Consider the following 12,934-nt stretch of genomic DNA (forward strand, 5'->3'; position numbering starts at 1 on the left):
CGACCCCGGGACCGTCGTCCCGGGGTCGACGATGCTCACACCTCGGCGCTCTGGCTGACCGAGGCCCCCTCCGAGTCGAACGGGATCCGGTCGAAGGCCGCCGGCGGGTCCCGCCACAGGTCGGGCAGGGTGCCCGCTCGGGCCGCCTCGACGGCACGCCAGACCCGCTCGGGAGTGCACGGCAGGTCGATATGGCGGACGCCGAGATGGCTGACGGCGTCGACGACGGCGTTCTGCACCGCCGGCGTCGAACCGATCGTCGCGGACTCGCCGATGCCCTTGGCACCGAGCGGGTTCAGCTGCGTCGGGGTCTCGGTGTTGAGGGCGTCGTAGTAGATCGCGTCGGCGGCGGTGGGGATGGCGTAGTCGGCGAAGGTCGAGGTGAGCGGGGTGCCCTCGGTGTCGTACTGGAAGTGCTCCCACAGCGCCTGCGACATGCCCTGGAGGGCCCCGCCGTGCTGTTGACCGCGCACCAGCAGCGGGTTCAGCACCCGCCCGCAGTCGTCGACCATGACCATCCGGAGAGGGGTGACGAAACCGGTCTCGACGTCGACCTCCACGACCGCGACGTGCGCACCGAAGGGGAAGGTCGCGGCCCCCGCGGTGAAGTCGTCGAACTCGTGGAGCGGGGTGCCCTCCGCGGCCGCGGCCGCCGCGATCTCGGCCCACCCCACGCTGGCCTCGGGCACACCCCGCACGGCCAACCCGGCGCCGCCGGGCTCGATGTCCTCGACGCCGGCCTCGAGGAGGCGGGCCGCGATCTCGCGGGCCCGGGCCAGCACCTTCTCCGCAGCCCGGCTGACGGCACTCCCGCCCAGTTGCAGCGAGCGGGAACCGCCGGTGCCGCCTCCCGAACGCACCTGGGCCGTGTCGGACTGGATGAAGTCGATCCGGTCCATCGGCAGGCCGAGCCGATCCGCCACGATCATCGAGTACGACGTGGCGTGCCCCTGGCCGTGGGCCGAGGTGCCGGCCTTCACGGTCGCCCGGCCCTCCTCGTCCAGCTCGACCGAGGCGAACTCGCTGCCGCCGAACCCGGTGATCTCGATGTAGGTGGAGATGCCGATGCCGAGCTGTCGTGGGTCGTTGCGGCGGCGTCGCTCGGCCTGCTCGGCGCGGAGCTCGTCCACCCCGGCGACCCGCAGCGCCTCGTCCAGGGCGAGGTCGAAGTCGGCGACATCGTAGGTGGCGCCGGTGACGGTCGTGAAGGGGAACTCATCGCGCGCGATGAAGTTGCGCCGACGGATCTCCTCCGGGGCGAGCCCGGTCTCCGCGGCCGCCACGTCCATCAGCCGCTCGATCAGCGCCGCTGCCTCCGGCCTCCCCGCTCCGCGGAACGCGCCGGTCGGTGCGGTGTTGGTCAGCGCCGCGATCCCGGCATAGGTGAGTCGCGGGACGGCGTACGCGCCCGAGGTCATCATGTGGGTCAGGCCCAGCACGAACCCGCCGCCGAACCCGCCGTAGGCGCCGGCGTCGCCGACCAGACGCAGCCGCACGCCGAGGATCCGGCCCTCGGCGTCGAGACCCATCTCGGCGTACTGCACCTGGCCGCGGCTCTGCATCGAGATCATCGCCTCGCTGCGGGTCTCGGCCCACTTGACGGGCGCGCCGAGGGCCCGGGCGGCCGCGACCACGGCGCAGTGTTCGGTGGTGGCGCCCGCCTTGCCGCCGAAGGCGCCGCCGACGTGGGGAGCCACCACTCGAACGCGCGCCGGGTCGAGCCCGGCGAAGCCGGCGAGGATGTCGCGCGCCTGATGGGGGTGCTGGGTGCCCAAGGTGACCTCGAGGTCGTGATCGGCCCCGGCATGCTCCCCGGGACGGACCAGGATCACGTGCGGTTCCATCGGCGACGAAGCCACCCGCTGGTTCTCGAACCGCGCCCGGACCACGTGGGCGGCGCCCTCCCACGGGTCCTCGCCGATGTCATCGCTCTTGCGCGAGCCGGCGATGTTGCTGCCGAGCACCGGGAACTGGAGCGATGCCTCCTCCTCCAGGGCTGCTTCCATGTCGGCCGCCACGGGCAGCGGCTCGAAGTCGGCGTAGACCAACTCCGCGGCGTCCACCGCCTGGGCGCGGGTCTCGGCCACCACCAGGGCGACGGGATCGCCGACGTAGCGGGCCACGTCGCCGGTGAGCGCGCCGCGCTCGATCCGGGGATTGAGCGCGGCGAAGGGAGGCACCGTCAGGTCCGCGAAGTCGGCGGCGGTGAAGACACCGACGACTCCCGGCGCCGCCTTCGCCTCGTCGAGCTCGATCCCGGTCAGTCGGGCGTGCGCGAACGTGCTGCGTACGAACACCGCGTGCAGGACGCCGGGTGATCGGTCGTTGTCGGTGAAGGTGGACCGGCCGACCAGCAGGTCGGGGTCCTCCACGCGGTGGACGGTTGTTCCCAAGATCGAGCCCGGCATGACGCTCCTGTCAACGCATCGGAGACACGTGAGTCGACGTACGGTTCTGACGCTCGTCAGACTAGGGGGTCGGAGCCGTCCCGTGGGGCAGGTCACACGGGCGGTGGAGGTTAGGTCAACCTTGCTTGAATGACGGTTTCGAATAACGGCACACTGGCGTTGTGAAATTCGACGAGCAGCCCCAGCGTGCCCTTTCCGGGCACGAGGGTGACGAGCCCACGCGTCAGCGCGTGGCTCGGTCCCTGCTCGTCGACGGCCCGTCCACCGCCGCCGAGCTCGCCGATCGTCTCGAGCTCACTCCGGCAGCGGTGCGTCGTCATCTCGACCAGCTCGTGGAGATGGGTACGGCGGAGGCCCGGAGTCCGCGTCCCGGTGCCCATCGCGGCCGCGGGCGACCGGCCAAGGTCTTCGTGCTGACCGACGCCGGCCGGGACAGCTTCGATCAGCAGTACGACGACCTCGCCGTGCAGGCGATGCGGTTCCTGGCCGAGACCGGCGGCGAGCAGGCCGTCCGGGAATTCGCGCACCGGCGCGCGTTGTTCATCAAGCAGGGCTTCGAGAAGGTGTCTGCCGCTTCGCCCGAACTCTCGCCGGCACAGGTGCTGGCGCAGGTGTTCAGCGACAACGGCTACGCCGCCTCGGTGACCCAGCTTCCGGTCGTGGGGGAGCAGTTGTGCCAACAGCACTGCCCGGTCTCCCACGTCGCCCACGAGTTCCCACAGCTTTGTGAGGCCGAGACGGCCGCGATCGGGGAGGTCCTGGGCACCCACGTCCAGCGGCTGGCCACGATCGCGCATGGGGACGGGGTGTGCACCACCTGCATCCCCGACCCGGCGCACGCCCTGGATCAGCAGGCCGATCCGGGCACCGGGACCCTCGGCAGGGCCGGAGCAGCTTCGCTCACCGAACACGAGAAGTCACCCCACCAAGAGAAGGAGCGGGTCAGCCAGTCATGACCTCCATCACTGAGCCTGATGGCTCGAAGATCGAGCAGCTCAACCCCGAGCTGAAGGGGATCGGCCGTTACGAGTTCGGTTGGTCCGACCCCGACGTGGCCGGTGCCGGTGCCGAGCGTGGCCTCAACGAGCACGTCGTGCGCGACATCTCGGCCAAGAAGGACGAGCCCGCCTGGATGCTCGACCTGCGACTGAAGGGCCTCAAGCTCTTCGGTCGCAAGCCGATGCCGACCTGGGGTTCGGACCTGTCGGGCATCGACTTCGACAACATCAAGTACTTCGTCCGGTCCACCGAGAAGCAGGCCCAGTCCTGGGAGGACCTGCCCGAGGACATCAAGAACACCTACGACAAGCTCGGCATCCCGGAGGCGGAGAAGCAGCGCCTGGTCGCCGGCGTCGCGGCCCAGTACGAGTCGGAGGTCGTCTACCACCAGATCCGCGAGGACCTGGAGGAGCAGGGCGTCATCTTCCTCGACACCGACACCGCGCTCAAGGAGCACCCGGAGCTGTTCCAGGAGTACTTCGGCACGGTCATCCCGGTGGGCGACAACAAGTTCGCGGCGCTCAACACCTCGGTGTGGTCCGGCGGCTCGTTCATCTACGTGCCCAAGGGCGTCCACGTCGACATCCCGCTGCAGGCCTACTTCCGGATCAACACCGAGAACATGGGCCAGTTCGAGCGCACCCTCATCATCGTCGACGAGGACGCCTACGTGCACTACGTCGAGGGCTGCACCGCGCCGATCTACAGCTCCGACTCGCTGCACTCGGCGGTGGTCGAGATCATCGTGAAGAAGGGCGGCCGTTGCCGCTACACGACCATCCAGAACTGGTCCAACAACGTCTACAACCTGGTCACCAAGCGCGCCACCTGCGATGAGGGCGCGACCATGGAGTGGGTCGACGGCAACATCGGCTCCAAGGTGACCATGAAGTACCCCGCCGTCTACCTGATGGGCGAGCACGCCAAGGGCGAGACCCTGTCGATCGCCTTCTCCGGCGAGGGGCAGCACCAGGACGCCGGCGCCAAGATGGTGCACGCCGCGCCGCACACCTCGTCCTCGATCCTGAGCAAGTCGGTGGCTCGCGGCGGTGGCCGCACCTCCTACCGCGGGCTGATCCAGGTCAACGAGGGCGCCCACGGCTCGAAGTCGAACGTGCTCTGCGACGCGCTGCTGGTCGACCAGATCTCGCGCTCGGACACCTACCCCTACGTCGACATCCGCGAGGACGACGTGTCGATGGGTCACGAGGCGAGCGTCTCGAAGGTCTCCGACGACCAGCTCTTCTACCTGATGTCCCGCGGCATGGCCGAGGACGAGGCGATGGCGATGATCGTGCGGGGCTTCGTGGAGCCCATCGCGAAGGAGCTCCCGATGGAGTACGCCCTCGAGCTCAATCGACTCATTGAACTGCAGATGGAAGGAGCCGTGGGGTGACCGCGGTGGCACAGAACCTGGCTGAGGCACTCGAGCAGGACTCGGTGGAGTCGCATCTCCACCCGCAGGGGTCCTTCGACCTCGAGGACCACGCCGTCCCGTCCGGTCTCGAGGAGATCTGGCGATTCACTCCGCTCAAGCGGCTCCGGGGCCTGCACCAGGACGCTCCGTTCGCGGACGGCGCGGTGAAGGTCGAGACCGAGCTCGCCGACGGCGTGGTCGTCGAGGCTCTGCCGGTCGACTCGCCGTACCGCGGGCTGTCCGGGCTCGTCCCGACTGACCGGGTCTCGGCCCGGGCCTGGGCCGCGGCGACCGGCGCGACCCTCGTGCGGGTGCCCGCCGAGGCGGTCGTGGACGGCGCGACCGTGCTCCGCCACCACGGCACCGGTAGCGAGATCGCCAGCGCCGGACACATCGTGATCGTCGCGGAGAAGTTCTCCAAGGCGACGGTGGTGCTGGCCTTCGACGGCACCGCCACCGTGGCCGACAACATCGAGATCGTCCTCGAGGACGGCGCCGACCTGACCGTCGTCTCGCTGCAGGACTGGGCCGACGACGCCGTCCATCACTCCACCCAGCACGCGCGGATCGGCCGCGACGCGACGCTCAAGCACGTTGCGGTCTCCTTCGGCGGCGACGTGGTGCGCCACGACGCCACCGCGGAGTACGCCGGTCCCGGCGGCTCCGTGGAGATGCTCGGCATGTACTTCGCCGACGAGGGTCAGCACATCGAGCACCGGCTCTTCGTGGACCACAACGCCCCCAAGACGAGCTCGAACGTGGTCTACAAGGGCGCGCTGCAGGGCGAGGGGTCGCACGCGGTCTGGATCGGCAACGTCTTGATCCGCAAGGTCGCCGAGGGCATCGAGACCTACGAGGAGAACCGCAACCTCGTCCTCACCGACGGCTGCCAGGCCGACTCGGTCCCCAACCTGGAGATCGAGACCGGCGAGATCGAGGGGGCCGGGCACGCCTCGGCCACCGGCCGCTTCGACGACAACCAGCTCTTCTACCTGCGCTCGCGCGGGGTCCCCGAGGACGAGGCCCGTCGGCTGGTCGTGCACGGCTTCTTCAACGACCTGATCCGCAAGATCAACGTCCCCGAACTCGAGGCCAAGCTGGTCGAGACGGTCGAGGCGGAGCTGGCCAAGAACGTGCTCAAGGCGTTCGCGTCCGCCGACGCCCCGGCAGAGCAGGGCTGAGGATGGCCTTCGAGAAGGTCGCAGCGCTCACCGAGCTCCGCACGGACGAGGCACTCGCGGTCACCGTGGGCGCCTACGACGTCGCGATCGCCCGCCACGGCGACGACGTCTACGCCCTCCAGGATCTGTGCAGCCACGCCGCGGTCGCCCTCAGCGAGGGCGACGTCGAGGAGTGCCAGATCGAATGCTGGATGCACGGCTCGTGCTTCGACCTGCGCACCGGCAAACCCACCGGCCTCCCGGCCACCGAACCAGTCGCAACCTTCCCCGTCGAGGTCCGCACCAACCCCGACGGCGAGCGCGACATCTATGTCGACACCACCATGACGTTGAACGGAGTCACCCCCTCATGAGCAAGCTGGAGATCAAGGACCTCAAGGTCTCGGTCGAGACCGAGGACGGTCCCAAGGAGATCCTCAAGGGCGTCACCCTGAGCATCGGTGACGGCGAGACGCACGCGATCATGGGCCCCAACGGGTCGGGCAAGTCCACCCTCGCCTACTCGGTCGCGGGTCACCCGAAGTACACCATCACCGAGGGCAGCGTGCTGCTCGACGGCGAGGACGTCCTCGCGATGTCGGTCGACGAGCGCGCCCGGGCCGGCCTCTTCCTGGCCATGCAGTACCCCGTGGAGGTGCCGGGCGTCTCGGTCTCCAACTTCCTGCGCACCGCCAAGACCGCCATCGACGGCGAGGCCCCCAAGCTGCGTACCTGGGTCAAGGAGGTCAACGGCGCCCTGGACCGGATGACCCTCGACCCGTCCTTCTCCCAGCGCTCGGTCAACGAGGGCTTCTCCGGCGGTGAGAAGAAGCGGCACGAGATGGCCCAGTTGGACCTCCTCGACCCCAAGGTCGCGATCCTCGACGAGACCGACTCCGGTCTCGACATCGACGCGCTCAAGATCGTCTCCGAGGGCATCAACCACTTCCGTGCGCGGGAGGGCAAGGGCGTCCTGCTGATCACGCACTACACCCGCATCCTGCGCTACGTGCAGCCCGACGTCGTGCACGTCTTCGTCGACGGCCGGGTAGCCGAGTCCGGCGGTGCCGAGTTGGCCGAGGAGCTCGAGGCGAACGGCTACGACCGCTTCGTCAAGGCTGCCGCCTCGGCCTGACCGGCGACGGCGTCCTGGACGCCGGCCGCGACGACGTACCGCACACCGAAAGGAAGAACCCATGGTGGAGCTACCGGGCCTGCTGCCCGAACTCGAGGTTGTCCGCAAGGACTTCCCCATCCTCGAGCGCTCGCTGGCCGGCGGCCTGCCGCTGGTCTATCTCGACTCGGCCAACACCTCGCAGAAGCCGCAGATCGTGATCGACACCATGGTCGACCACCTCGAACGGCACAACGCCAACGTCGCGCGCGCCATGCACCAGCTCGGTGCCGAGGCGTCGGCGGCGTTCGAGGAGGCCCGGGACACCGTCGCGGCGTTCCTCGGAGCGCCGAGCCGCGATGAGGTGATCTTCACCAAGAACGCCTCCGAGGCGCTCAACCTGGTGGCCAACACGCTGGCCTGGGCGAAGGGCGACCGGAAGATCGGCGAGGGCGACGTGGTGGTCACGACCGAGATGGAGCACCACTCCAACATCGTGCCGTGGCAACTGCTCACCGAGCGCACCGGGGCGACCCTGCGCTGGTTCGGCCTGACCGACGACGGGTTGCTCGACCTGTCGAACATCGACGAGTTGATCACCGAGCGCACCAAGGTGGTGACCTTCACCTGGGTCTCCAACATGCTGGGCACGATCAACCCGGTCGCCGAGATCACCCGGCGGGCGCACGAGGTCGGCGCGCTGGTCGTGGTGGACGCCTCCCAGGCCGCCCCGCAGTTGCCGATCGATCTGGCCGGCATGCCGGAGACCGACCGCCCCGACCTGTTGGTCTTCACCGGCCACAAGACGGTCGGTCCGACGGGGATCGGTGTGCTCTGGGGACGCCGAGAGGTGCTCGAGGCCCTGCCCCCGTTCCTGGGCGGCGGCGAGATGATCGAGACCGTCCGGATGGAGGGGTCGACCTACGCCGGCATCCCGCACAAGTTCGAGGCCGGCACCCCGCCGATCGTGGAGGCCGTCGGGCTCGGTGCGGCGCTGACTTACCTGGGCCACGTGGGCATGGAGCACATCCACGCCCACGAGCGGGCGATCACCGGATACGCCTTCGAGGGCCTGGCCACCGTGCCCGGCCTCACCGTGCTCGGTCCCGGTGACCCGGCCGTGCGAGGGGGCGCGATCTCCTTCGAACTGGAAGGGGTGCACCCGCACGACGTCGCGCAGGTGCTCGATGTCCGAGGCGTCGCCGTCCGCGCGGGGCACCACTGCGCCCGTCCGGCACACGCCCGGTTCGGCGTGCAGAGCTCGACCCGGATGTCGTCCTACCTCTACACGACCCCGGCCGAGATCGACGCCCTGATCGAGGCGCTGCACTACACCCGTTCGTACTTCAAGGTGGGATGAGCATGAGTCAACAGGCCACCGGTCAGGACCTCGATGCCCTGTACCAGGAGATCATCCTCGACCACTACAAGAACCCGCTGCACGCGGGCCTGCGCGAGCCGTTCGAGGCCGAGGTGCACCACGTCAACCCCACCTGCGGCGACGAGGTGACCCTCCGGGTCCACCTCGGCGGCCCCGAGGGTCGTACCGTGGAGGACGTGTCCTACGACGCCCTCGGCTGCTCGATCTCGCAGGCCTCCACCTCGGTGATGGCCGACCTGCTGATCGGCAAGACCGTGGACGACGCCCTGGCGATCCACACGGAGTTCCTCACCCTCATGCAGGGGAAGGGCACGGTCGTGCCCGACGAGGAGGTCCTCGAGGACGGGATCGCCTTCGCCGGCGTCGCCAAGTTCCCCGCGCGCGTCAAGTGCGCTCTGCTCTCGTGGATGGCATGGAAGGACGCCACCGCACGGACCCTGGAGGGCCAAGCATCATGACCCAGCACACCCACGAACACGACCACACCCACGACCACGGGTCGCCGGGCGAGGCGTTCGCTCCCGGCAACCAGATGACCACCTCGGTGGTGGAGGGCGCGACCCTCACCATCGAGGACGTCGAGGAGGCCATGAAGGACGTCGTCGACCCCGAGCTCGGGATCAACGTCGTCGACCTCGGCCTGGTCTACGGGCTGCACATCGAGGAGAACTCCCATGTCGTGGTCGACATGACCCTCACCTCGGCCGCCTGCCCGCTGACCGACGTGATCCAGGATCAGACCAACACCGCGCTGGACGGCATGGTCAACGACGTCGTGATCAACTGGGTCTGGATGCCGCCGTGGGGCCCGGACAAGATCACCGAGGACGGCCGGGAGCAGCTCAGGGCCCTGGGCTTCAACGTCTGAGAGCGTTCGCCGGACCGGGCCGGTGCGCCCGACTGGGCCGGCGCCTCACCGTCATCGCGATGCCCCCGCCGAACGGCGGGGGCATCGGCGCATCCGGGCCCGGCCGGTCCCGGGTCGTGGGAGCAGAACGGGCGCCGTCACGGAGAAGGTAAGGAACGCCTCCGGGTGGCCTTAGCATTCTGCTCATGCGCCTTCGCCGTAGTGCCCTGTTCGCCGCACCGATCGTGCTGGCTCTGACCTTCACCGCCTGCGCGGAGCAGACCGACTCCGCCGACTCGGCGGACTCGACCGAGGCCGAGGAGTCCGGCGCCGCGGCGGCGTCGTGCGCCCCCGAGGACCTCCCGCTCGAGCAGGCGGGCGTCCTCACCGTGGCCACCGACTCGCCGGCGTACGAGCCGTGGTTCTCCGAGAACGACCCGAGCAACGGCGAGGGCTTCGAGTCGGCCGTGGCCTACGCGGTGGCCGAGGAGCTCGGCTTCACCGCGGACCAGGTCACCTGGGTCAAGCAGACCTTCAACACCTCCTACACACCGGGGGACAAGAAGTTCGACTTCGACATCAACCAGATCTCGATCACCCCCGAGCGGGCCGCGGCGGTCGACTTCTCCAGCGGCTACTACGCCGCCTCGCAGGCGGTGGTCACGCTGAAGGAGAACGCCGAGCAGGCCGACTCCCTGGACGAACTCAAGCAGCTCAAGCTCGGGGCACAGACCGCGACCACCTCGCTCACCGCGGTGCGCGAGGACGTCGACCCCGAGCAGGAGCCGTTGGTCTTCGAGGATTCCAACCAGGCCAAGCAGGCGCTGCTCAACGGCCAGGTGGACGCGATCGTGCAGGACCTCCCGACCGCCTTCTACATGACCAGCGTCGAACTCCCCGAGGGCGTGATCGCCGGCCAGTTCGCCGGCAGCGGCGACCCCGAGGAGTTCGGGCTGCTCCTGGAGAAGGGGAGCGGCCTGACCGAGTGCGTCGACCAGGCCGTGCGGACGCTGCAGGACGACGGGACCCTGGCGGAACTCGAGCAGACCTGGCTCTCCGACGTGGTCGACGTACCAGTCCTGGACTGACGTGTCCTCGGCTCGAAGCGCCGTCGCGAGCGACGGCTGGGCGCCCAGCGCGCGTCAGCTGGAGCGCGAACAGGTCGCCCGACGGCTACGGATCCGACGCCGGTGGATCGCGTCCGCGGTCACCGTGCTCGTGCTGGCCGGCCTGGTCGCGGGAGTCGTCTCCTCGCCCGGCTGGGACCGGGTGCGCGAGTACTTCTTCTCCTGGCCCGACGCGCGTGACTCCTTCGCCGCCATCGCGGAGGGCTTCTGGATCAACCTCCGGATCTTCCTCGTGGCCGAGCCGGCGGTGCTGATCGTGGGCACCCTGGTGGCGATCACCCGGGTCACCGTGAGCCCCTGGCTGGCACCGCTGCGACTGCTCGCGGTCGTCTACACCGACCTGCTCCGCGGCGTACCCACCCTGCTCGTGGTCGCGCTGTGCGGCATCGGCATCCCGGCGCTGAACCTGGTGGGGGTCACCACCTCGTTGTTCTGGCTCACCACCTTCGCCCTGGTGCTGTGCTACGGCGCCTATGTCGCGGAGGTGATCCGGGCCGGCATCCTCGCGATCCACCCGACCCAGCGGGCCTCCGCCGAGGCACTGGCGCTCACCCGCACCCAGACGATGCGGCACGTGGTGCTGCCGCAAGCCGTACGCCGGGTCGTGCCGCCGCTGATGAACGACCTGGTCTCGCTGCAGAAGGACACCGCACTGATCTCCGCGGTGGGCGTCTTCGAGGCGCTGCGCGCTGCCCAGGACTACCAGGGCTACCACTTCAACGGCACCTCGATCCTGATCGCGGCCGGGTTCTTCCTGGTGGTCGCCGTACCGCTGACCCGGCTCACCGACTGGTTGATGCTGCGCTCGATCCGACGGGAGCAGGGCCGATGACGACGCCGCTGATCGAGGTCGAGGGCCTGCGCAAGTCCTACGGCGACCGGGTGGTGCTCCGCGACCTCTCCCTGAGCGTGCAACGCCACGACGTGGTCTGCCTGATCGGGTCCTCCGGCTCGGGGAAGTCGACGCTGCTGCGGTGCCTGGACCTGCTCGAGCCGATCGACGACGGCGTGATCCGACTTGAGGGGAAGGAGATCTCCGACCCCCTGATCGACCCGCGGGAGGTGCGCAGGCGGGTCGGGATGGTCTTCCAGGCCTACAACCTGTTCCCACACCTGACCGTGCTCGACAACTGCACCCTGGCCCAGGTCAAGGTCCACGGCGTCGGCCGCGACGAGGCGCGGGACCGGGCGGTCGACCTGCTCGGGCGCTTCGGTCTGGCCGACAAGGCCGGGGCGCGACCCGACGCACTCTCCGGCGGGCAGCAGCAGCGGGTGGCGCTGGTGCGCGCGCTCTGCACGTCGCCGGAGGTGCTCCTGCTCGACGAGATCACCGCGGCCCTCGACCCCGAACTCGTGGGCGAGGTGCTGGAGATAGTCCGGGCCGAGGCCCGGGCCGGCATGACGATGGTGCTCGCGACGCACGAGATGGACTTCGCCAGGGAGGTCGCGACCCGGGTCTGCTTCCTCGATGCCGGTGGGATCCTGGAGCAGGGCACCCCGGAGGAGCTCTTCGGGGCACCTCGGGAGGAGCGCACCCGCCGCTTCCTGGCGCGGGTGCTGCGCTGATGCGGCACCGGCCCGCCATCTCCATCGGCTGAGCCACCGACCACCCACTCGTCTCCATCGAAGAGGAAGGACTTCCGTGCCGACCGTCCAGCGGATCACCTCGCGCAACGCCCGTTTCCAGCAGTGGCAGGCGATGCTGACCAATCGCAACAAGCGGTCTCGGGCGCACGAGTTCCTGGTGCAGGGGGTCCGCCCGATCTCCCTCGCCGTCCAGCACGGGTGGCCGATCCACGCGCTGATCCACGACGCGGAGGCTCGACCGTCGACCTGGCTGGCCGAGCTGCTGGGCACGGTGCGGGCCGACCGGATCGAGATGGCCCCCGAGCTGCTGGCGGAGTTGGGGGAGAAGAACGAGACGCCGCCCGAGGTGGTCGCCGTCGTGGAGATGCCCGAGGACGACCTCGCCCGCATCCCCGTCTCCTCCGACTTCCTGGGGGTGGCACTGGACCGGCCGACGAGTCCGGGCAACATCGGCAGCATCGTCCGCTCCGCCGATGCGCTCGGCGCCCACGGCCTGGTCGTGACCGGACACGCCGCCGACGTGTACGACCCCAAGGCGGTGCGGGCGAGCACCGGATCGCTGTTCGCCCTGCCCGCGGTGCGGGTGCCCGCGCCCGGTGACGTCATGGACTGGGTGGCCGCCCGGCGTACCGCAGGCACACCGATCGCGGTGGTCGGCACCGACGAGCACGGCGAGTGCGACGTGTTCGACTTCGACCTCACCCGACCGGTGCTGCTGCTGGTCGGCAACGAGACCACCGGGCTCAGTCGCACCTGGCGGGAGGCGTGCGACCACCTGGTGAGGATCCCGATGGCCGGGGCCGCGAGCTCGCTCAACGCAGCCAACGCGGCGACCGCGATCCTGTACGAGGCTGCCCGGCAGCGGCGTATCGCGGGCCGCTCCGAGTAGGCTCC

General features: G+C 69.6%; 13 protein-coding genes. 12 read left to right on the forward strand and 1 reads right to left on the reverse strand.

The features are described from left to right. Positions 1 to 35 precede the first annotated feature (35 nt). Entirely contained in the window at positions 36 to 2,372 is a 2,337-nt protein-coding gene (locus tag G515_RS0114870) for a xanthine dehydrogenase family protein molybdopterin-binding subunit (RefSeq protein WP_211221058.1), read from the reverse strand. 197 nt (positions 2,373 to 2,569) lie between these two features. Between G515_RS0114870 and G515_RS21715 the strand changes: the two genes are divergently transcribed. From G515_RS21715 to G515_RS0114930, 12 genes are all read left to right on the forward strand, one after another. Beyond that, on the forward strand, positions 2,570 to 3,364 hold the full coding sequence (locus tag G515_RS21715) for a helix-turn-helix transcriptional regulator (protein ID WP_084653630.1): 795 nt from the start codon (positions 2,570 to 2,572) through the stop codon (positions 3,362 to 3,364). Beyond that, positions 3,361 to 4,803, forward strand: coding sequence for a Fe-S cluster assembly protein SufB (gene sufB / locus G515_RS0114880; protein WP_051218454.1), 1,443 nt, complete (start codon positions 3,361 to 3,363; stop codon positions 4,801 to 4,803). The genes G515_RS21715 and sufB overlap by 4 nt, the downstream gene beginning before the upstream one ends. After that, positions 4,800 to 6,005: a Fe-S cluster assembly protein SufD gene (gene sufD, locus G515_RS21720; RefSeq protein WP_036555868.1), complete on the forward strand. Its 1,206-nt coding sequence runs from the start codon at positions 4,800 to 4,802 to the stop codon at positions 6,003 to 6,005. Before sufB ends, sufD begins: the two co-directional genes overlap by 4 nt. A 2-nt stretch (positions 6,006 to 6,007) precedes the next feature. Then, positions 6,008 to 6,358, forward strand: a complete 351-nt coding sequence (locus G515_RS0114890) for a non-heme iron oxygenase ferredoxin subunit (protein WP_028660772.1) — start codon at positions 6,008 to 6,010, stop codon at positions 6,356 to 6,358. After that, entirely contained in the window at positions 6,355 to 7,119 is a 765-nt protein-coding gene (gene sufC / locus G515_RS0114895) for a Fe-S cluster assembly ATPase SufC (protein ID WP_028660773.1), read from the forward strand. Before G515_RS0114890 ends, sufC begins: the two co-directional genes overlap by 4 nt. A gap of 61 nt (positions 7,120 to 7,180) precedes the next feature. Then, entirely contained in the window at positions 7,181 to 8,458 is a 1,278-nt protein-coding gene (locus G515_RS0114900) for a SufS family cysteine desulfurase (RefSeq protein WP_028660774.1), read from the forward strand. Positions 8,459 to 8,460: 2 nt separating this feature from the next. Continuing rightward, positions 8,461 to 8,937: a Fe-S cluster assembly sulfur transfer protein SufU gene (gene sufU, locus G515_RS0114905; protein ID WP_036555869.1), complete on the forward strand. Its 477-nt coding sequence runs from the start codon at positions 8,461 to 8,463 to the stop codon at positions 8,935 to 8,937. Positions 8,938 to 9,011: 74 nt separating this feature from the next. Then, positions 9,012 to 9,347: a metal-sulfur cluster assembly factor gene (locus G515_RS0114910; RefSeq protein WP_028660776.1), complete on the forward strand. Its 336-nt coding sequence runs from the start codon at positions 9,012 to 9,014 to the stop codon at positions 9,345 to 9,347. A 185-nt stretch (positions 9,348 to 9,532) separates the two neighbouring features. Next, on the forward strand, positions 9,533 to 10,414 hold the full coding sequence (locus tag G515_RS0114915; protein WP_028660777.1) for an ABC transporter substrate-binding protein: 882 nt from the start codon (positions 9,533 to 9,535) through the stop codon (positions 10,412 to 10,414). 1 nt (position 10,415) lies between these two features. Then, on the forward strand, positions 10,416 to 11,285 hold the full coding sequence (locus G515_RS0114920) for an amino acid ABC transporter permease (RefSeq protein WP_028660778.1): 870 nt from the start codon (positions 10,416 to 10,418) through the stop codon (positions 11,283 to 11,285). Further along, positions 11,282 to 12,019, forward strand: coding sequence for an amino acid ABC transporter ATP-binding protein (locus G515_RS0114925; RefSeq protein WP_028660779.1), 738 nt, complete (start codon positions 11,282 to 11,284; stop codon positions 12,017 to 12,019). The genes G515_RS0114920 and G515_RS0114925 overlap by 4 nt, the downstream gene beginning before the upstream one ends. A 76-nt stretch (positions 12,020 to 12,095) precedes the next feature. After that, the gene (locus G515_RS0114930) at positions 12,096 to 12,929 is read left to right on the forward strand and encodes an RNA methyltransferase (protein WP_028660780.1); all 834 of its coding nucleotides are present in this window, start codon (positions 12,096 to 12,098) and stop codon (positions 12,927 to 12,929) included. Positions 12,930 to 12,934: the final 5 nt, after the last annotated feature.

Source organism: Nocardioides insulae DSM 17944 (genome assembly GCF_000422825.1).
Classification (GTDB): Bacteria; Actinomycetota; Actinomycetes; order Propionibacteriales; family Nocardioidaceae; genus Nocardioides; species Nocardioides insulae.